Raw genomic sequence first — 21,344 nt, forward strand, 5'->3', positions numbered from 1 at the left:
AGACAGCAGAAAGCCCTGATCGGGTACCCGATCAGGGCTTTCGCACACGTCACGCTGTACGGAGACGCAAGGCCGGCGGTGCCAGGACCCCTGTCCTGAGGACCAGGGGCTAGGCCGCTACGACGTCGACCGCCTCCGCAGGCGCCTTGATGGTCACCCGCTCCGGCGGAACGCCGGCCACGGAGACGGAATTGAGCATCGGACGAACCGGTGCGGGCACCGGCTCCGACGGGACCGCTGCTGCCGACTCGGCCAGCTCCGCGAGAGCGAGCTCGTCGCTCACCTCGCGCATCAGCTCGGACATCCGTACGTCAAGCGCGTCGCAGATCGCGGAGAGCAGCTCGGAGGAAGCCTCCTTCTGCCCCCGCTCCACCTCGGAAAGATAGCCGAGCGAGACTCGGGCGGACGAGGAGACTTCGCGCAGAGTACGGCCCTGGCGCTGGCGCTGCCGACGCAGCACGTCACCAAGCAGGCGACGGAGCAGAATCATCGGTGGCTCCCTCCTCGGACCGCGTAGCCGCATCCTTCACGCCCCACCGTACCGCCTCGCACGGCGGCCGTGCGGGGAGCGATGTCGTGTTCACTCAGGGCTGCAAACATCAAAACCCCCCGGAGAGTCGCTGCAACGCTGCCACCTGCGATGACGTCAGAATAGTTGTCCTTGAGGCTACCCTGGGGGCCGCTTTCGTCTGCCGGCCCGTCCCCAGCCTCACGGTAGTACCAGTGCGGGTTCGGCCGCAGGCCCTCGCCGCGGACGCCTCGACGAGCGTCAACACGATCTCGCACGCGGACCATTCCCGTGACCTGCATCACATAACCCCGAGGCCGGATGCCCTCGCTGATCGTTCCCAGGCGGACCACTCGTAAATCTGGCGTCCCATGGTCGGGGGCCACCGACTGAATTGTTGTCGACGTTTCATGTCGATGGTTTACCCGGGGCCGGCTACCTACATCCGCGGTTCCACTCCGGGCGAACACTCACAGCCACGCCCTACGTGGCACAGCTGACGGCCAGCGACGCGAACGCCCGATGAGCGCGCCGCGCCTCCAGGGCCCAGGTGGCACCCAGTCCTCCCGCGGTGAGCACGACACGGGGCCCGTCGTACGAGATCCGGCCGGCCGGCCCCCGAAGCCAAACGCGGACACCATGCGGCTTTCACGCCACGCCCATGAGCCGCGAACTGGCAGGCCGACCTTGCCGGTCAACGCGATGAAGGGACGGCCGGAATGACAGGGCTATTCGAGCAGCCGAATTCCTTCGCCGCCACGCGGGCGGAGTAGAGAAGACGCTTCAAGTGCTCCGCCCTCCCGCTACCGGTGAGAGTATCCGCCATGGACCCCTCCAGCGGCATACCCACTTCTTGACCGGATTCCGCCCCAGACACCTGGCACTTCACATAGACATAATAAGTGGTCGAGCCGAGTGGTTTCCTGGTGACCAGCTTCACGTCAGAATTTACCGGGATCAGAGTTTCAGAGCCGCTGGACTCACCTTCTTCACCGAAGGGGGCATCAAAGGGAAACCCGGATGCACCGAAGCGTAGCGACAAGTAATCCTTGTGCGGCCTCTGTTCGCGCACACTGATGTTACAGACCTCGGAATCCCTGACACGGGATACCTTACCTTTATCTGCGGGGCGCCACGACTTGGCGTTCTTTCGGAATTCCTCTTGGGCGGCGGCAAGGCCCGTGACGTCCCTCACGCCGGTCTCTTGCTTGGCGCTGCCCTTCACCCATGCCTCTCCGGCTTCACCGAGGAAGGTTTTGCAGGTTTCCGCCGCGGGGCCGGCTTGCTTCTTCTTGCTGTCGGAGCTGCATCCAGCGGACACAAGGAGCAGCGCAGCCATGGCAGGAACGAGGACGGCCTTACGCACCCCTGTCACCAGCCCCGCGTGTCATCGGTGTCGCTGGCGTTTCCGCCACGATCGTATGCGTCCTGCGCATTCCGAGTCAGTTCCGAGACTTGATGCGGAGTCATGTGCTGGTCCTTCGCGTAATTCAAGAGCGGTGTCATCGCTCTGTTCGCTCCACGGTCTTTTGCATCCTGGACGGAATCGATGGCTTTTTGGTCATTGTTGTATTCATTGTCGTGGAGCCAGTCGATCGTGTGCGTTCCCATCATGGTTTCACCGGCTGAGCCGGCGGACTCGTACGCGAGCGGAACCGCGATGGCCGCGACGCCGGCAGCCGGGATCATGACCTCCGAAGCCACGCCGGTACCGACACCGATCGCCGCGCCGACTGCGAACTCGCGCCACGCGGCCTGCTTTTCGAGCGCCCGGTTCCGCGCGTCCTCCTCGTCGGCGTACTGGTGACCGATGGCCTCGGTACGGGCCTGGTCCAGCAGGCCGTGCATCTCGACGCTGTGCATCGCGGCGTCCTGCACGCGGCCGTCGTTGTCGCCCTGGGCTGCCATCACGTTGGTGCCGTACACCTGCTGGGCCGCAGACACGGTCTCGTAGGAAGACTCGTCGGAGCCGAGCGCCCGCAAGAAATTGATCGAGTTCCCTCGACCCAGGTCACGGAGGTGGCGCTCGTCCGCGTTGTACAGACCGTCGCGGTCGCTTTGCTCGCCGCTGCCACCCCAGTCAGCCATGCTGTAGTTCAAGCTGTCGATGTTGCCCGCCGCGATCTTCGCCAGACTGTCCCGGACTCCCGGCTGGTGGTCGATGATGTCGGAAGACTTGTAGTTCTCCATGACTCGCTCCACAAGGTCGAGACGGTGCTCTCGGGCCTGGATCTCTGCTGCCGTGTGCATCGGTGGGATGTGGGGCGGTTGATCGTCGTACGCGTAGCCCAGCGTGGCCGACTCCAGTGCGTGCCCCAGGTTGTTGTAGCCGAGCGCCTTGCCGTCCTCGCCGACGGGCCACTCGCGGGCACCCTTGTCGTGGCCCGCGAAGTAGTCGAAATTAGTCATCTTTTCGTCGCCCTGGCCGGTCGACTCGTCGAAGAACTTCAGCGACTCCTGCGGGTTGTGGCCCAGCGCGTCCATGAAGCCCAAGACGGGGTCGTTGAGGTTGCCCGTGGACGGGTACTCCAGGTTGGCGGTATCGCGCCACGCGAGCTTGGGGTCGCCCGGATAGTCGCGCTCGTACTTCACCATCGCCTTGCCGTAGTCATCCAGGAAGTCCGAGTCGAACTTGCCCTTGTGCATCAGGCTACTCATGACCTGGAACCCGTTCGGGCCCATGGGCATCTTCGGATCGACCGGGAAGATCTTGGTACCGTCCGCGATCACCTCCCTCTTCCACTGCTCCATCGCGGGGCTGTCGCCGTGCGAGGCGTTGGCCAGCGCCATGCTGAGGTTGTCCTGGACATGCGCCAGCATCTTGGCCTTGTCGCCGTCGACTGCGCCGCCGGGCGGTGCCGCGAGGTCGCGCCAGAACCCCGGGTTCGCTCGCACGCCCTCCGACCAGCTCCTCGATAAGCAGTCCGAGCACGCTCCGTACGCTCTCTGTACGGATTTCCGTCCGGTCGCCGTTCAACCGCAGCTCGGCCACTTTGCGGCTACCAGCGAAATCCGGTCCGCCCCCGGCGCCGCCCGGCCCAGGCCCCGCGACGGCCACGTAGACGAGCCCGACGGGCTGTCCGTCCTGCGGCTCCGGCCCGGCGACCCCGGTCGTGGAGATGCCCCAGTCGGCCCCGAGCAGCCGCCGCACGCCTTCGGCCATCTGCGCGGCGACCTCGGGGTGCACGGCGCCGTGCTTGTCGAGGAGGTCCTCTTCGACGCCGAGCACGGAGTGCTTCAGCTCGGTCGCGTAGGCGGTGACGGATCCGCGTACGGTCTGGGACGCGCCCGGGACCTGCACCAGCTCCGCGGAGACGAGGCCGCCGGTCAGCGATTCCGCGGCGGCGACGGTCTCGCCCCGCGCGGCCAGCAGTCGCAGCACCTCGGCAGCCTCGTACGTCACTTCTCTGTCGCCTCCTGCGCGGGACCCGCCTCGGCGGCACCAGTTTCACTCGAGGCCAGCCCCGCCGCCACCGACTCACCCGCCACGACCGACTCACCCGCCACCGGCTCACCCGCCACGACCGACTCGCCCGGCACCAGCTCACCCGCCGCCGACCCCTCGGCCGCCCGCTCGGCAGACTCCCGCGACGCCGCCCGCGCCTCCGCGAGACCCGCCCGGCGCAGCACCACGGCCTGGCGCACATAGTCCAGACCGGTGATCACGGTCAGCGCGACGGCGACGGCCATCACCCAGAAGCGGAACGTGGCGAGGGGGCCCGTCAGCGCCAGTACGTACATGCCGACGGCCGTGCCCTGCGCCAGCGTCTTCATCTTGCCGCCGCGGCTGGCCGGGATCACGCCGTAGCGGATCACCAGGAAGCGCAGCAGCGTGATGCCGAGTTCACGGCCGAGGATGACGCCCGTCACCCACCAGGGCAGATCACCCAGTGAGGAGAGACAGATGAGCGCCGCCCCCATGATCGCCTTGTCGGCGATGGGGTCGGCGATCTTCCCGAAGTCCGTGACCAGGTTGTACGTACGCGCCAGATGACCGTCGAAGACGTCGGTGATCATGGCGACGGCGAACGCCGCCCAGGCCCAGGCCCGCCACACCGGGTCGTAGCCGCCGTCCATCAGCAGCAGGACGACGAACAGCGGCACGAGGAGCAGCCGGACCATCGTCAGGATGTTGGCGATGTTCCACAGGCTGGCCTCGTCGACGGCCGCCGCACCCAGCTTGCCGCCGGGCGCCGGCCTGCCGCCGGTGCCGCCCGCGGCGGATGCCGGGACTCCGGTCATCTGCCCGCCTCCTCAGCACAGTCCAGCGGTTCGGCGACGAGATCCACTCCCTCGGTCCCGACGACCTTCGCCTCGACCATACGGCCCACGGCGAGGCCGGCGCCGCTCGTGAGGCGCACCTGCCCGTCCGTCTCGGGCGCCTGGTGCGCGCCGCGGCCGACGACACCGTCGCCGTCCTCGGACTCGTCGACGCTCTCCACGAGGACGTGCACGGTCTCGCCCAGCCGCTCCTCGGCGCGCTGCGAGACGAGCTGCTCGGCGAGCCGGGACACGCGCGCGAGGCGCTCGGCGACGACGTCCTCGTCGAGCTTGTCGTCGTACGTGGCGGCCTCGGTGCCTTCCTCGTCGGAGTAGCCGAAGACGCCGATGGCGTCGAGGCGCGCCCCGGTCAGGAAGCGCTCCAGCTCGGCGAGGTCGGACTCGGACTCGCCGGGGAAGCCCACGATGAAGTTGGAGCGGACACCCGCCTGCGGGGCCTTGGTCCGAATGGTGTCGAGCAGCTCCAGGAAGCGGTCCGTGTCGCCGAAGCGGCGCATCGCGCGCAGCACGCCGGGGGCGGAGTGCTGGAAGGAGAGGTCGAAGTAGGGCGCGACCTTCTCGGTGCCTGTGAGCACGTCGATGAGGCCGGGGCGCATCTCGGCGGGCTGCAGATAGCTGACGCGCACCCGCTCGATCCCGTCGACGGCCGCCAGCTCGGGCAGCAGCGACTCCAGCAGCCGGATGTCCCCGAGGTCCTTGCCGTACGAGGTGTTGTTCTCGGAGACCAGCATGATCTCCTTGACGCCCTGCTCGGCGAGCCAGCGCGTCTCGTTGAGCACATCGGAGGGGCGCCGCGAGATGAAGGAGCCGCGGAACGAGGGGATGGCGCAGAAGGTGCAGCGCCGGTCGCAGCCGGAGGCGAGCTTGACCGAGGCGACAGGCGCTCCGCCGAGCCGGCGGCGCAGCGGGGCGCGCGGTCCGGAGGCGGGGGCGAGTCCGTCGGGCAGGTCGGTGGGGGCGTGCCCGGGCAGGGCGATGCCGGCGCCGGCCTCCTGGCGCTCCGCGGGGCTGATCGGCAGCAGCTTGCGCCGGTCGCGCGGCGCGTGGGCCTCGACGCTGCCGCCGGACAGGATCGTCTGGAGGCGGCCGGAGATGTCCTCGTAGTCGTCGAAGCCGAGGACGCCGTCCGCTTCGGGAAGCGCCTCGGCCAGCTCCTTGCCGTATCGCTCGGCCATGCAGCCGACGGCGACGACGGCCTGGGTTCTGCCGTGGCCCTTGAGGTCATTGGCTTCGAGGAGGGCGTCGACGGAGTCCTTCTTGGCGGCGTCGACGAAGCCGCAGGTGTTCACGACGGCGACATCGGCGGCCTCGGCGTCCTCGACGAGCTCCCAGCCGTCCGCCTCCAAGCGGCCTGCGAGCTCCTCCGAGTCCACCTCGTTACGAGCGCAGCCAAGGGTGACAAGTGCGACGGTACGGCGTTCGGGCATGGACTCAAGACTACTTCGTTCCACTGACAGCACTCGCCGCGAGGGTGACCGGAGTCCGCGCCCGGCACCGGCCGGCCGCTTCGGGGACCGCCCCTGACCCGCGTGACCCGCGCGCCGCCTGTCGAGCCCGGGCGGACTCCAAGCGGCTGACCGGTGTCGCGGCCCACCCGGGCGCACGAACGCGTAGGCGCACGGGCGGCGGAGCGTCAGCCGCCCTCCGGGTCGCGTCAGCCGACCTCCGGGTCACCCTTCGTATAGGTGAGCCGCTCGACCTGCCCGGGCCGGAACTCGTCCTCGATCTGCTTGCCGTTGACGAAGAGCTGGATCGCGCCCGCGTCGCCGAGGACGAGATCGACCTTCTTGTTGTCCTGGAAGGTCTTGGACTGGCCCTTCTCCAGGAGGCCGTCGTACAGCGTGCGTCCGTTGTGGTCCTTGGCGGAGATCCAGCTACGGCCGTCGGCGGCGCTGACCTTCACGGTGACCTTGTCGCGAGGCGCGGCGGCGATGGCGCTGTCGGAGGGCACGGGCTTGGGGTCGGCGGGCTTCTTGGCGGAGGCGCTCGGGCTGGGCCGGGCGGCCTTGCCGGTCGCGGTGGCGCCCTCGGCGGCCTGCTGCTTGTCGCCGCCGTCGCTGCCGCCCAGCGCGGTGTAGCCCACGAAGGCGATCACGGCGACGATGGCGGCGACCATGGCCGCCGTCCAGTTCGGCCGGCGGGGCTCGGAGCGGATCCGCTCGGCCTCGAACAGGGGCGTGGCGGGCGTGGGCGCGGGACGGCCGCCGTGCGCGGCGTCGAACTGCGCCACCAGCGGATCGGCGTCGAGGCCGACCGCGCGCGCGAGGGTGCGGATGTGACCGCGCGCGTACACGTCGCCGCCGCAGCGCGAGAAGTCGTCCTGCTCGATGGCGTGCACGATGGGGATGCGCACCCGGGTCGTCTGGCTGATCTCGTCGACGGTCAGGCCGGCGGCGATCCGCGCCTGCTGAAGGGCGTGGCCGATCGACGGCCGGTCGTCGGCCTGCGGTTCCCGCGGGCTGAGGTCTTCCGAAGGACGGTCGTCTTCAGGGGAGTTGCCGATGGACACGGGGGCGCCTTTCGAGCGTGTAGCCACCTGCTGGAGGTTCAGTCTAGGGGGGTGACGAAAGGGTGGGGCAACCGGGCGGTCCGACTTTGTACGCCATCAGAGCCACCGGAATGCCCGGATACCCCGGTGTCGGGGCGGCACGCCGCCCCTTCTCTCAACTTGACGTACGCGAAAGGGAAACGGTTGCCCCGTCAGCCCTTACGAGTGACATCCGATGCGCAAACCGGCTCACGAGGCGGCTCACCGCACCCGGGCCCCGCCCAGGAACCGCGCCCGCCGCACTCAGGAGCCGCCCTCAGGAACCGGACTCCCCCCGGATCACGGCAAGCACCCCGTCCAGCTCGTCAGGCTTCACAAGAACGTCACGCGCCTTGGAGCCCTCGCTCGGCCCGACGATGTTGCGCGACTCCATGAGGTCCATCAGACGCCCCGCCTTGGCGAACCCCACGCGCAGCTTGCGCTGGAGCATGGAGGTCGAGCCGAACTGGGTGGAGACGACCAGCTCGGCCGCCGCGCACAGCAGCTCCAGGTCGTCGCCGATGTCCTCGTCGATCTCCTTCTTCTGCTTCTGGCCGACCACGACGTCGTCGCGGAAGACCGGCGCCATCTGGTCCTTGCAGTGCTGTACGACGCCGTGGATCTCGTCCTCGGTGACGAAGGCGCCCTGCATACGGGTGGGCTTGTTCGCGCCCATCGGCAGGAACAGGCCGTCGCCCTTGCCGATCAGCTTCTCGGCGCCCGGCTGGTCGAGAATGACGCGGCTGTCGGCGAGCGAGGAGGTGGCGAAGGCGAGCCGCGAGGGCACGTTCGCCTTGATCAGACCGGTGACGACGTCGACGGAGGGCCGCTGGGTGGCGAGCACCAGATGGATGCCGGCCGCGCGCGCGAGCTGCGTGATGCGCACGATGGCGTCTTCGACGTCTCGCGGGGCGACCATCATGAGGTCGGCCAGCTCGTCCACGATGACCAGCAGATACGGGTACGGCTTCAGCTCCCGCTCGCTGCCTTCGGGGGTGGTGAGCTTGCCGTCCCTGATGGCCTGGTTGAAGTCGTCGATGTGCCGGTAGCCGAACGCGGCGAGGTCGTCGTAGCGCAGGTCCATCTCGCGCACGACCCACTGGAGGGCCTCCGCGGCCTTCTTCGGGTTGGTGATGATCGGCGTGATGAGGTGCGGGATGCCCTCGTACGCGGTCAGCTCCACGCGCTTGGGGTCGACGAGGACCATCCGTACGTCCTCGGGGGTCGCCCGCATCATGATCGAGGTGATCAGGCAGTTGATGCAGGACGACTTGCCGGAGCCGGTGGCGCCGGCGACGAGGATGTGCGGCATCTTGGCGATGTTCGCCATCACGTAGCCGCCCTCGACGTCCTTGCCGAGCGCGACCAGCATCGAGTGATCGTCCTCGGCGGCGTCCGCGAGGCGGAGCACGTCGCCCACGTTGACCATCTCGCGGTCGGTGTTGGGGATCTCGATGCCGACGGCGGACTTGCCGGGGATCGGCGAGATGATCCGCACGTCCGGTGAGGCGACGGCGTACGCGATGTTCTTGGCCAGCGCGGTGATCTTCTCGACCTTGACGGCGGGGCCGAGCTCGACCTCGTAACGGGTGACCGTGGGGCCGCGGGTGAAGCCGGTGACGGCCGCGTCGACCTTGAACTCGGTGAAGACGGTCGACAGCGACTCGACGACCGCGTCGTTGGCGGCGCTGCGGGACTTGCCGGGGCCGCCGCGGGTGAGCAGGTCGAGCGAGGGCAGCGCGTAGGTGATGTCGCCGGACAGCTGGAGCTGCTCGGCGCGGGCGGGCAGCTCGCGCTCCTGCTGGTCGGGCGCGGACTTGGTGAGGTCCGGCACGGCGAGCTTGGGGGGCGTCTCCTCGGGCGCGCTCTGCTGGGCGCGGGCGGTCGGTACGGGCGCGGTGCGCTCCGGCGCGGGCGCCTCCCCGGTGCTCTGCCCGCGGTCCCCGCCGGTGCTCTGTCCGCGCTCCCCGCCGACGCCCTGGGTGAGGTCGGCGACCAGCGGCGAGGGCGGCATGCCGTGCAGGACGGCGCCGTCGAGCGCGGCGGCGGCAGCGGCGGCCACGTCGACGGCGTCGCGCGGGCGCTCCATCGCGGGCTGCACGGAGGCGCGCCGGGGCTTGCGGCGCTGGGAGAGGGCGTCTTCCTCTATGCGGTCGGGGTCGTAGCCGCCGGAAGCGGGCGCGGGGCCGCGCCGCCGGGGGCGCGCGGGGCTCGCCTCGCGCCATTCCTCGTCGTAGCCGTCATAGCCGTCGTGGGCAGCCTCTTCGGCGGCGAGGTCGTCGTGGACGATGCCGAGCTTCACGCCGACCTGGCGCAGCCGCTGCGGGATGGCGTTGACGGGCGTCGCGGTCACCACGAGCAAGCCGAAGACGGTGAGCAGGACCAGCAGCGGCACCGCGAGCACATCGGTGACGGTGAAGCTCAGCGGCGTCGCCGCGGCCCAGCCGATGAGCCCGCCCGCGTCCCTTATGCCCTGCATGCCGTCGGCGCGGGCCGGGGAGCCGCACGCGATGTGGACCTGGCCGAGCACGCCGATGACGAGCGCGGACAGCCCGATGACGATCCGCCCGTTGGCCTCGGGCTGCTCGGGGTGGCGGATCAGGCGTACGGCGATGCCGCCGAGCAGGAGCGGTACGAGCAGGTCGAGCCGCCCGAAGGCGCCGGTGACCAGCATCTCGACGAGGTCGCCGACCGGGCCGCGCAGGTTGGACCAGGTGCCGGCGGCGCAGATCAGCGCGACGCCGAGCAGCAGCAGCGCCAGCCCGTCCTTGCGGTGCGCCGGGTCGAGCCCCTTCGCGCCACGCCCTATGCCGCGGAACAGGGCGCCCACGCTGTGCGCGACGCCGAGCCACAGCGCCCGTACGAGCCGGTACAGGCCGCCGGTGGGGCTCGGGGCCGGCCTCGGAGCGGGCTTCTTCGCGGCGGCCTTCCTGGCGGGCGCCTTCTTCGCCGCGGTCTTCTTGGCGGGCGCTTTCTTCGCAGGGGCCTTCTTCGCCGGAGCCTTGGTCGGCGCCGCCGTCTTCTTCGCGGGCGTCTTCTTGGCTGCGGGACGTGAGGCCATGGGTGTGAGGTTACCGGGGGAGACGCGTGCGGACACGTGTGCCCAGTGCTTCACCCGTTTGTGTCGCGCTGTGACGGGCCGTGAGCTGACGCGTCCTCAAGCCCCTTCCGGGGCGCCGCCGCTACGGTCCGCGCGCGTCAGTTCTGCGAGGGCAGGCTCGGCGCGCCGCTGCCCGTGCCGGGCTCCAGGGCGTCGAGCGCTCTGCGCAGGCCCGTGAGCTTGCGCTCCAGATGGGCGGCGGTGGCGACGGCCGCGGCGTCGGCGGAGTCGTCGTCGAGCTGCTTGGACAGCGCCTCGGCCTGCTCCTCGACGGCGGCGAGCCGGGCGGACAGCTCGGCGAGCAGCCCCGCGGGCTCCTTGGCGTCCCCGACGGACTTGCCGCCGCCCTCCAACTGGAGGCGGAGCAGGGCGGCCTGCTCCCGGAGCTGGCAGTTCTTCATGTACAGCTCGACGAAGACCGAGACCTTCGCGCGCAGCACCCACGGGTCGAACGGCTTCGAGATGTAGTCCACCGCGCCCGCCGCGTAGCCCCGGAAGGTGTGGTGGGGGCCGTGGTTGATCGCGGTGAGGAAGATGATCGGGATGTCTCGTGTCCGCTCCCGACGCTTGATGTGCGCCGCGGTTTCGAAACCGTCCATTCCCGGCATCTGGACGTCCAGCAGAATGACCGCGAAATCGTCCGTGAGCAGTGCTTTGAGCGCTTCCTCCCCGGACGATGCCCGCACCAGCGTCTGATCGAGCGCGGAGAGGATCGCCTCCAGCGCCAGCAGATTCTCCGGCCGGTCATCGACCAGGAGGATCTTGGCCTTCTGCACCATGGCCCGCCCTCCTCGCCCCGGCATGGGGCCGCCCCTGTCCGCAGGACTCGGGGAGGCTCCTGTCGCCGCCCCGGGGGTCGACTCCCTTGCGTCGCCCGTCCTTGTGCCGGTCATGGTAGCCGCACCCCGCCCGTCGCCACACCCTGTCACCGCGATGTCACTGTGCACATAGCGGAAACGTGGCGCGGGTCCGGAAGGTTCCCGGCTCACCGCACTTGTACACCGCTTCGGCCACGTCCGGTCAGCGACAGCGCGTGAAGATTCCGCTTTCGGTCACTCACCGCTCATCCACTGCTCCATCACAGTCAGCAGATGATCGGGGTCGACCGGCTTCGTCACGTAGTCGGAGGCGCCCGACTCGATGGCCTTCTCCCGGTCGCCCTTCATCGCCTTCGCGGTGAGCGCGATGATCGGCAGGCCCGCGAACTGCGGCATCCTGCGGATCGCCGTCGTCGTCGCGTACCCGTCCATCTCCGGCATCATGATGTCCATCAGCACGACCGTCACGTCGTCGTGCTGCTCCAGGACCTCGATGCCCTCACGGCCGTTCTCCGCGTACAGGACCGCGAGTCCGTGCTGCTCCAGGACGCTGGTGAGCGCGAAGACGTTGCGGATGTCGTCGTCGACGATGAGCACCTTCTCGCCACCGAAGTGGAACGAGCGGCGCGGCTTCGTCTCGCTGTCGGCGCCCTCGCCCCGCTCGGCCTCACCGGCGCCCGCCGCGCCGTTCTCCCCGGCAGCCCGGCCCGCCTCCCAGCCGTCCTGTGCGGACGCGGGACGCGCCGGGAGCGCGGGCAGCGCCTCGGGAGCCGCCGCCTGCCTGCGCCGCCGCCTGAACAGCGCCGCCGTCCCGTTCTGCGTGTCCTGGTACGGCTGTACGGGCGCCGGCGCCTCGGCCTGTCCGGGGCTGTCCTGCGACGCCGACCCGAGCGCGAGCCGCTCCCCCGGTTCGATGGTCGGCGCGAGCTGCGCGTACCCCTGGGGCGGCAGCTCGCTGGGGTGCAGCGGCAGGTACAGCGTGAACGTCGAGCCGCGACCGGGCTCGCTCTGCGCGTAGATCTCACCGCCGAGCAGCCGCGCGATCTCCCGGCTGATCGACAGACCGAGTCCCGTGCCGCCGTACTTACGGCTGGTCGTACCGTCCGCCTGCTTGAACGCCTCGAAGATGACCCGCATCTTGCTCGCCGCGATCCCGATGCCGGTGTCCGTCACCGAGAAGGCGATCAGATCGGCGTCCGCGTCCCGCAACGAGCCCGCTTCCAGGAGCTGTTCGCGGATCGCGTTCGGCACGTCGTTGCCCGCCGGACGGATCACCAGCTCGACCGCGCCGGAGTCGGTGAACTTCACCGCGTTCGACAAGAGGTTGCGCAGAACCTGCAACAACCGCTGCTCATCGGTGTGCAGGGTGGTCGGCAGCTCCGGCGACACCCGTACGGAGAAGTCGAGTTGCTTCTCCGCGGTCAGCGGACGGAACGTGGCCTCCACGTAGTCAACGAGCTGCACCAGCGCGATGCGCGTCGGCGAGACGTCCATCTTGCCCGCCTCGACCTTCGACAGGTCCAGGATGTCGTTGATCAACTGGAGCAGGTCGGAGCCGGCCCCGTGGATCGTCTCCGCGAACTCGACCTGCTTGGGCGTCAGATTCGCATCGGCGTTGTCGGCGAGCAGCTTGGCGAGGATGAGCAACGAGTTGAGCGGCGTACGCAGTTCGTGCGACATGTTGGCGAGGAACTCGCTCTTGTAGCGCATCGACACGGCGAGCTGCTCGGCGCGCTCCTCCAGGACCTGCCGCGCCTCCTCGATCTCGGTGTTCTTCACCTCGATGTCACGGTTCTGCTGAGCGAGCAGCTCGGCCTTCTCCTCCAGCTCCGCGTTGGACGCCTGGAGGGCCTTCTGCCGGTTCTCCAGCTCGGCGGAGCGCTCACGCAGCTGCTCGGTCAGCTCCTGCGACTGCTTCAGCAGCACCTCCGTCTTGGTGTTGACGGAGATCGTGTTGACGCTGGTGGCGATCATCTCGGCGATCTGCCCCAGGAAGTCCTTCTGGATCTGCGTGAACGGCGTGAACGACGCCAGTTCGATGACGCCGAGGACCGTGCCCTCGAACAGCACCGGGATCACGATGACCTGCGCGGGCGGCGCCTCACCGAGCCCCGAGGCGATCTTCAGATAGCCGCTGGGCGCGTTGTCCACGAGGATCGTGCGCTTCTCCTGCGCGGCCGTCCCGATGAGCGTCTCGCCGGGCCGGAACGAGGTCGGCATCGATCCCATCGAATACCCGTAACTGCCCAGCATCCGCAGCTCGTACGCGTCCTCGTCCAGGATCGCCGCGTCGGCACCGTCCTCCAGCGGCATCGCCAGGAAGAACGCGCCGTGCTGCGCGGAGACCACCGGCGTCAGCTCGCTCATGATCAGCGAGGCCACGTCGTCCAGATCGCGCCGGCCCTGGAGCAGACCCGAGATACGGGCCAGGTTGCCCTTGAGCCAGTCCTGCTCCTCGTTGGCGATCGTGGTGTCGCGCAGGTTGGAGATCATCTTGTTGATGTTGTCCTGGAGGACCTGGATCTCCCCCGCCGCGTCGACGTCGATCTTGAGGTTGAGGTCGCCGCGGGTCACCGCCGTGGCGACGGCCGCGATGGCGCGCACCTGACGGGTCAGGTTCCCGGCCATCTCGTTCACCGACTCGGTCAGGTCTCGCCAGGTGCCGTCCACGTCCCGCACCCGCGCCTGGCCGCCGAGCTGCCCCTCGGTGCCCACCTCGCGGGCCACACGTGTGACCTCCTCGGCGAACGAGGACAGCTGGTCGACCATCGTGTTGATCGTCGTCTTCAGTTCGAGGATCTCGCCCCGCGCGTCGATGTCGATCTTCTTGGTCAGGTCGCCCTTGGCGATGGCCGTCGTGACCATGGCGATGTTGCGGACCTGGCCGGTCAGGTTCGACGCCATGCCGTTCACCGACTCGGTGAGGTCCTTCCACGTACCCGAGACACCGGGCACGCGTGCCTGGCCGCCGAGGATGCCGTCCGTACCCACCTCACGGGCCACCTTGGTGACCTGGTCGGCGAACGAACTCAGCGTCTTCACCATCGTGTTGAACGTGTCCGCGAGCTGCGCGACCTCGCCGCGCGCCTCGATCGTCACCGTACGGGTCAGATCGCCGTTGGCGACGGCCGCCGCCACCTGGGAGATGTTGCGCACCTGCATGGTCAGGTTGTTGGCCATGAGGTTGACGTTGTCGCTGAGGTCCTTCCAGATGCCCGTCACACCCGGAACCCGCGCCTGCCCGCCGAGCTGCCCCTCGGTGCCCACCTCACGGGCCACCCGCGTCACCTGCTCGGCGAACGAGGAGAGCTGATCCACCATCGTGTTCACCGTGGTGACGAGTTCGAGGATCTCGCCCTTGGCGTCGACGGTGATCTTCTTGGAGAGGTCGCCGCGCGCCACCGCCGTGGTCACCTCGGCGATGTTGCGCACCTGGAGCGTCAGGTTGTTGGCCATGCCGTTCACGGACTGCGTCAGGTCCTTCCACGTACCCGACACACCCTGCACCTCGGCCTGACCGCCGAGGATGCCGTCCGTACCCACCTCACGGGCCACCCGCGTGACCTGCTCGGCGAAGGCCGAGAGCTGGTCCACCATCGTGTTGAGGGTGTTCTTCAGCTCCAGGATCTCCCCGCGCGCGTCCACGTCGATCTTCTGCGACAGGTCACCCCGCGCGACCGCCGTGGCGACCTGCGCGATGTTGCGCACCTGAGCGGTGAGGTTGCCTGCCATACCGTTCACGGAATCCGTCAGATCCCGCCACACACCGGCGACGCCCGGCACCTGCGCCTGCCCGCCGAGCCGCCCCTCCGTGCCCACCTCGCGGGCCACCCGGGTCACCTGGTCGGCGAAGGCGGAGAGCTGGTCGACCATCGTGTTGATGGTGTTCTTCAGCTCCAGGATCTCCCCGCGCGCGTCCACGTCGATCTTCTGCGACAGGTCACCCCGCGCGACCGCCGTCGTCACCTGCGCGATCTGCCGCACCTGCGAGGTCAGGTTGCCGGCCATGAAGTTGACGGAGTCGGTCAGCTCCTTCCAGGTGCCGCTGACCCCGTCCACCCGCGCCTGACCACCCAGCCGGCCCTCGGTGCCCACGTCACGGGCCATACGGGTGACCTGGTCGGCGAAGCTGGAGAGCTGGTCCACCATCGTGTTCACGGTGTTCTTGAGCTGGAGCATCTCGCCGGAGACGTCCACGGTGACCTTCTGCGACAGGTCACCGTTGGCGACCGCCGTCGTCACCTGCGCGATGTTGCGCACCTGACCGGTGAGGTTGCGGAAAGCCGTGTTCACCGAGTCGGTGAGGTCCTTCCACGTACCGGCGGCGCCCACCACGAGCGCCTGACCGCCCAGCTCACCCTCGACGCCGATCTCCCGGGCCACCCGGGTGACCTCGGAGCCGAACGCGGAGAGCTGGTCCACCATCGTGTTGACGGTGTTCTTCAGCTCCAGCATCTCGCCGGCGACATCGACGGTGACCTTCTGCGACAGGTCACCGTTGGCCACCGCCGTCGTGACGGTGGCGATGTCGCGCACCTGCGTCGTCAGGTTCCGGAAGACCGTGTTCACGGAGTCCGTGAGGTCCTTCCAGGTGCCGGCCGCGCCCGGCACGTTCGCCTGGCCGCCGAGCTGGCCCTCCGCGCCGACCTCGTTGGCCACGCGCGTGACCTCGTCCGCGAACGTGCGCAGCGTCTCGGTCATCTGGTTGATCGTCTCGGCGAGCTGCGCGACCTCGCCGCGCGCCGACACCGTCACCTTCTGTGACAGGTCACCGTTGGCGACAGCCGTCGTGACCTGCGCGATCCCGCGCACCTGCGCCGTCAGGTTGCCGGCCATCAGGTTCACCGAATCGGTGAGGTCCTTCCACACGCCGGCCACACCCGGGACCTGCGCCTGCCCGCCCAGCTCGCCCTCGGTGCCGACCTCCCGGGCGACCCGGGTGACCTCCGAGGAGAACGAGGAGAGCTGGTCCACCATCGTGTTGACGGTGTTCTTCAGCTCCAGCATCTCGCCGGCGACGTGGACGGTGACCTTGCGGGACAGATCGCCCTTGGCGACGGCGGTGGTGACGAGAGCGATGTCACGCACCTGCGCCGTCAGCCGGTACGCCATCGTGTTGACGGAATCCGTCAGATCCTTCCACGAACCGGACATCCCGCGCACGCGCGCCTGCCCGCCGAGCTTGCCCTCGGTGCCGACCTCGCTGGCCACCCGCGTGACCTCGTCGGTGAACGTGGACAACTGGTCGACGAGGTTGTTGACCGTCCGCCCGACCTTCAGGAACTCGCCCCGCAGCGGATGCCCCGTCCCCTCCGGCACCTGAGAGCGCAGCTCCATGCGCGGCGACAGGTCACCCTCGGCGACCGCCGTGAGCACCCGTCCCACCTCGGAGACGGGCCGTACGAGGTCGTCCACGAGCGCGTTGGAATTGTTGATGGCCGAGGCCCAGGAGCCCTCGCAGGCGCCCGTCTCCAGCCGCTCGGTGAGCTTCCCCTCGCGCCCGACCATCCGCCGCACCCGCGCCAGCTCGCCGGTGAGATGCAGATTGCGGTCCGCCACCTCGTTGAAGACGGCGGCGATCTCGGCCATCATCCCGTCGCCGTTGACGGTCAGCCGCTTGCGGAAATTCCCGTCCCGCATGGCGACAAGACCTGCGAGCAGCCGATGCAGCGCAGCGGTGTCCACCGTGGTGGTGCCATTGCGCGACTTACGCTGTTTCGTCAGGGACTGTCCGCTTTCCGCGCGCGTCTTCTTGCTCCGCGTCGCTGCGCCAGACTCCACTGTGTCCCTCCCGCAGGGGTTGACCTGTACTGCTCGGGTTGCCGGGGTTGCTCGGATTCGCTTCTACCGCCGCACGCGGATTTCGATGCGTACTCTTCGGAAGCTTGCCCAGTGTTTCACCCCGGCTGAACCAGGCCATAACAGTTCGGCAGCTTCACACACCGTCCGCACACCCTCCGGACGGAAACACCGGCGACCGGCATCCGCACGGACGGCGAAGGTAAGTAACCTTGGCAGCGGCTGTCCACCCACCCCGGTCCGCCCGGCCTGGGCGGTGGCGGAAGACGAGCGGGCACCGGAGGGGCGGCCGAGACATGGGTACGGGAGACCTGGGCCTCGACATTCGTACAGCGAGTACGGCTGGCAGTACAGAGAGTACGGCTCGGACAGGGAGTTCTGTGATCACCGCGCGCGCGGCCGCCACCTTCGAACCCGTCGGGCGTTCCGTCGCCACGGCCCGCTCCTTCGTGCGCGACACCCTCCAGGGCTGGGGGTACACGGACATCATCGACGACGCCGTGGTCCTCACCAGCGAGCTCGTGACGAACGCGGTGGTCCACGCGGGCACGTCCGCGGAGGTCCTGTGTCTGCGCAGTGACGACCATGTCCGCGTCGAGGTCGCCGACCGCTACCCCGAGCGCGAGATCCCCCTCCAGTCGGCCGCGATCAACATGGGCAGCCCCGACCGCGAGGGCGGCCGCGGCCTCCAGCTCTGCGCGGCGCTCGCCACCCGCTGGGGCGTCGACTACTCCGCCACCCACAAGCAGGTCTGGTTCCAACTCGACCTGCCCGAGCGTTCGGTGGGCACCCGCGCCGCGGGCCCGGTCCTCCCCACCGACCTCCTCCCCCTCGCCGACGAGCACGTCCGTGTCGCCGTCGTCCAGATCGACCGGACCGGCGCGATCACGTCGTGGAACGAGGACGCCGAGCACCTCTTCGGCTTCACCGCCGAGCAGGTCACCGGCAAGCCCCTGACCGACTTCGCGGCCTGGCCGCACACCCCCGGCACCAGCACGGGCATCGCCGATGCCCTTCAACTCTCGCGCTGGGAGGGCAGTTACGGCATCCGCGGGGCGAGCGGCCGGGTGACGCCCGTGTACGCCTCGCATCTGCGCGTCCGCGACACCGACGGCGAACCGTCCACGGTCTGCCTCCTCGTACGGGATCACGAGCGCGCGGTGCTCCAGACCCCGACCCGCGTCTCCACCTCCGACAACAGCGCGCACGGCGAGAGCCAGGGCACGGACCCCTTCGAGGTCTTCATCGGCTCCCCCGCCCCCGACGACCTGGACGGACTTCTCCAGCGCACGGTCGAGCGGGCCCGCGACATGCTCGACGGCGACTCCGCGTTCCTGCTCCTCGCCACCGACGACGAGACGGAGTTGGAGGTCCGCGCCTCCACGGGCCTGCCCTCGGCCCGCCAGCGCTTCGCCCGCGTCCCCGTCGAGGTCGGCCCCGGCCGCTACGGCTCGGCGCGCATGCCCGCGGTCCACGAGGACCTGACCCAAGTGCCGGGCGCGGTGCCGTTGTTGAACGGTACGGGGATGCGCTCGGTCGTCACCGTGCCGCTGAAGGTCGAGGGCCGCCTCACCGGCTCCCTCGGCGTCGCGGCGGAGGCCCCGGGCCGCTACTCCAACGAGGAGGCGCTGCGCCTCCAGTTCGCCGCGGACCGCATCGCTCTCGCCGTCGAGTCGGCGCGGCTCGGTGAGTTGGAGAAGCTGCGGCGCGGCTCGCTCAGCTTCCTCGTCGAGGCCTCCGACCTGCTGGCGGGCACCCTGGACCGGGACCAGACGCTGGCGCTGATGGCGCAGATGACGGTGCCCACGCTCGCCACCTGGTGCGCGGTCTACACGATCGCCGACCAGGCGTCGGAGCCGTACCTGTCGTACGTGCTGCATGAGGACGAGGAGCGCATCGACGGCCTCAAGGCCCTCCTGTCGAAGATCTCCCCGCCGGATCCGGTCCCGACGCCGGGCGCCCGCGTGTGGCCGGCCCCGGCGGAGGCCGCGCACCAGGCGGCCCTGCGCACGTCGATGCGCAGCCTCGGCCTCGGCGAGCCGCCGAGCGTGAGTTCCGGCATCGGTACGACGTTGCAGACCGCGGCCGCTGTGGGCGGTGAGACGGTGGTCCTGCCGCTGGTCGCCCGGAACCGTGTGATCGGCATGCTGACGCTCGGCAAGCCGACGGACGAGCACTTCCGCCAGGAGATCCTGGAGCTGGCCGAGGACTTGAGCCGCCGCGCGGCCCTCGCCCTGGACAACGCGCGCCTGTATTCGGAGCGCATGGCGATCAGCCAGTCCCTCCAGCGCAGCCTGCTCCCGCCGGAGTTGCCGCACGTGCCGGGTGTCGAGGTGGAGGTCATCTACCGCGCGGCCGGCGAGGGCAACGAGGTGGGCGGCGACTTCTACGACTTGTTCCCCATCCGCGACGGCGCCTACGGCTTCGCCATCGGCGATGTCTGCGGTACGGGCCCGGAGGCGGCGGCCGTCACGGGTCTCGCCCGGCACGCGCTGCGCCTGCTGGCCCGCGAGGGCTTCGGCGGCCCGGCGGTCCTGGAGCGGTTGAACGCGGCGATCCTCGACGAGGGCGCCCGCAGCCGCTTCCTCACGCTCCTGTACGGGGAGTTGTGGCCGCGTGAGGATGGTTCGGCGGTGCTGAAGATGGTGTGCGCGGGCCATCCGCTGCCGTTGCGTCTGCGGCAGGACGGTTCGGTGGAGCCGTTCGCGGAGCCGCAGCCGCTGCTGGGCGTCATGGACGACCTGGAGCTGTACGAGCAGACGGCGACGCTGGATCCAGGCGATGTCCTGCTGTGTGTCACGGACGGCATCACGGAGCGCCGTGAGGGCACGCGCATGCTCGGCGACGACGGCCTGGCCGAAGTCCTGGCCACGTGCACGGGGTTGACGGCCGGCGCGGTGGCGGCGCGCATCATGCGGGCGGTGGAGCGTTTCGCGGCTGACGCCCCGTCGGACGACATGGCGATTCTGACGATGCGCGTGCCGGGCCTTCAGCACGACTGAGTGGGCGCGGCCGGATGACGGCCGGGGCGGGGGCAGAGAAAAGGCCCTCGCCCCAACTCGTGGGGTGAGGGCCTTCATTGAAAAGAGCCCCCAAGCGGAATCGAACCGCTGACCTTCTCCTTACCATGGAGACGCTCTACCGACTGAGCTATAGGGGCCTGTCGCTTTTTGCGGTTTCCCGCTCGGCGACGAAAGAAATCATACCCGATGTTTGAGGCCCCTTCGAACCGCTGTCAGAAGGCGGGTTGGAGCAGTCCGCCGAGTGCGTTGCAGGCGGAGACAATCCGCTGCAACTGCCGCCGGGAGAGCGCCGCTTCGACGGGCAGCGCGAGCGTCTCGTCGGCGGCCCGTTCGGTCTGCGGCAGCACGATGTCCCGCCGGAACGCGGGCAGCCGGTGGACGGGCGTCTTGACGGGGACGCTGCATGCGACGCCCTTGTCGCGCAGGACGCGGGCGAACGCGTCGCGGTCGGGCCGCCCGTTGCCGGGCACGCGGACGACGTACTGCTGGTAGTTGTGCTGGGGGTGCTCCGCGGGCGTCCGGACGCCGCTGAGCCGCGCGGTCAAGTACGCGGCGTTCTCCCGCCGTTGCACGGCTTCGGCGTACGGCTGCTCGGATTCGCCGTGTTCCAGGACGAGCAGTCCGTGGCGCCGCCCGAGGTCGTGCAGCGGCGCCAGGTCGGCGTGGTGCCCGAAGCGGTGTACGGCGACGACGGCGGCGGTCCGCTCGGTGACGCTGTCCCGCACGTAGGCGGGGTCGATGCAGTAGGTGTGGGGGTCGATGTCGGCGAAGACGGGGAGGGCCCCGGCCCGCGCGACGGCCTCGGCGATCTCGGGGTTGCCGTAGGCCGGCACGATCACTTCATCACCGGCTCCGACGCCGGCGGCCTGCAGCATTGCAAGTGTGCCCATGGCCCGCATCCTGGTCGGGCGATGTGAACGCGAAGTGACGCACAACAAAAAAGCCTCTGGCCTTGAGCGTAATGCTCAAGGCCAGAGGCTTTTTATCAAAATTAGTTCGGCGGCGTCCTACTCTCCCACAGGGTCCCCCCTGCAGTACCATCGGCGCTGTGAGGCTTAGCTTCCGGGTTCGAAATGTAACCGGGCGTTTCCCTCACGCTATGACCACCGAAACCCTAATGGTTTCGAGCGAACAAGCACACTTTGTAATTGTGAGTTCCAGCTCGAACCGGCAACGGTCGTTGCCTCAGAACTAACACAGTGGACGCGAGCAACTGAGGACAAGCCCTCGGCCTATTAGTACCAGTCAACTCCACCCCTTACAGGGCTTCCATATCTGGCCTATCAAC

11 protein-coding genes, 1 tRNA gene, 1 rRNA gene and 1 pseudogene are annotated in these 21,344 nt (G+C 69.2%); 1 reads left to right on the top strand and 13 read right to left on the bottom strand.

The features are described 5' to 3' along the window. Positions 1-109 precede the first annotated feature (109 nt). The 10 genes and pseudogenes from ACZ7LY_RS02465 to ACZ7LY_RS02510 form a co-directional block, all read right to left on the bottom strand. Positions 110-490: a helix-turn-helix domain-containing protein gene (locus ACZ7LY_RS02465; protein WP_188336490.1), complete on the bottom strand. Its 381-nt coding sequence runs from the start codon at positions 488-490 to the stop codon at positions 110-112. A gap of 712 nt (positions 491-1,202) precedes the next feature. Then, positions 1,203-1,847: a hypothetical protein gene (locus tag ACZ7LY_RS02470; RefSeq protein ID WP_471622599.1), complete on the bottom strand. Its 645-nt coding sequence runs from the start codon at positions 1,845-1,847 to the stop codon at positions 1,203-1,205. A gap of 32 nt (positions 1,848-1,879) precedes the next feature. Then, positions 1,880-3,403, bottom strand: a complete 1,524-nt coding sequence (locus tag ACZ7LY_RS02475) for a hypothetical protein (protein WP_471622632.1) — start codon at positions 3,401-3,403, stop codon at positions 1,880-1,882. A 4-nt stretch (positions 3,404-3,407) separates the two neighbouring features. After that, positions 3,408-3,911: pseudogene (locus tag ACZ7LY_RS02480) on the bottom strand (CinA family protein); the annotation flags it as partial. Continuing rightward, positions 3,908-4,750 carry a CDP-diacylglycerol--glycerol-3-phosphate 3-phosphatidyltransferase gene (gene pgsA, locus ACZ7LY_RS02485; protein WP_471622600.1) on the bottom strand — a complete coding sequence of 281 codons (843 nt, stop codon included), beginning with the start codon at positions 4,748-4,750 and terminating at the stop codon, positions 3,908-3,910. The pseudogene ACZ7LY_RS02480 and the gene pgsA, both read right to left, overlap by 4 nt. After that, complete coding sequence (rimO, locus tag ACZ7LY_RS02490; RefSeq protein ID WP_471622601.1) at positions 4,747-6,216, bottom strand: 30S ribosomal protein S12 methylthiotransferase RimO; 1,470 nt, start codon at positions 6,214-6,216, stop codon at positions 4,747-4,749. The genes pgsA and rimO overlap by 4 nt, the downstream gene beginning before the upstream one ends. A gap of 227 nt (positions 6,217-6,443) precedes the next feature. Beyond that, positions 6,444-7,298 (bottom strand): helix-turn-helix domain-containing protein, encoded by an 855-nt coding sequence (locus tag ACZ7LY_RS02495; RefSeq protein WP_471622602.1) that lies wholly within the window; start codon positions 7,296-7,298, stop codon positions 6,444-6,446. A 295-nt stretch (positions 7,299-7,593) separates the two neighbouring features. After that, on the bottom strand, positions 7,594-10,377 hold the full coding sequence (locus ACZ7LY_RS02500; RefSeq protein ID WP_471622603.1) for a DNA translocase FtsK: 2,784 nt from the start codon (positions 10,375-10,377) through the stop codon (positions 7,594-7,596). A 137-nt stretch (positions 10,378-10,514) separates the two neighbouring features. Further along, the gene (locus tag ACZ7LY_RS02505; RefSeq protein WP_471622604.1) at positions 10,515-11,195 is read right to left on the bottom strand and encodes a response regulator; all 681 of its coding nucleotides are present in this window, start codon (positions 11,193-11,195) and stop codon (positions 10,515-10,517) included. Positions 11,196-11,468: 273 nt separating this feature from the next. Further along, positions 11,469-17,015: a HAMP domain-containing protein gene (locus ACZ7LY_RS02510; protein ID WP_471622605.1), complete on the bottom strand. Its 5,547-nt coding sequence runs from the start codon at positions 17,013-17,015 to the stop codon at positions 11,469-11,471. 398 nt (positions 17,016-17,413) lie between these two features. Here ACZ7LY_RS02510 and ACZ7LY_RS02515 point away from each other — a divergent pair, with 398 nt between their 5' ends. After that, entirely contained in the window at positions 17,414-20,035 is a 2,622-nt protein-coding gene (locus tag ACZ7LY_RS02515; RefSeq protein WP_471622606.1) for a SpoIIE family protein phosphatase, read from the top strand. An 85-nt stretch (positions 20,036-20,120) separates the two neighbouring features. Here the strand turns inward: ACZ7LY_RS02515 and ACZ7LY_RS02520 are convergent. The 3 genes from ACZ7LY_RS02520 to rrf form a co-directional block, all read right to left on the bottom strand. Continuing rightward, positions 20,121-20,193 (bottom strand) — tRNA-Thr (locus tag ACZ7LY_RS02520). 75 nt (positions 20,194-20,268) lie between these two features. Beyond that, positions 20,269-20,931, bottom strand: a complete 663-nt coding sequence (locus ACZ7LY_RS02525) for a DegT/DnrJ/EryC1/StrS family aminotransferase (RefSeq protein WP_471622630.1) — start codon at positions 20,929-20,931, stop codon at positions 20,269-20,271. Positions 20,932-21,050: 119 nt separating this feature from the next. Continuing rightward, positions 21,051-21,167 (bottom strand): 5S ribosomal RNA (rrf, locus tag ACZ7LY_RS02530). Positions 21,168-21,344: the final 177 nt, after the last annotated feature.

Source organism: Streptomyces sp. NPDC107550 (genome assembly GCF_055639095.1).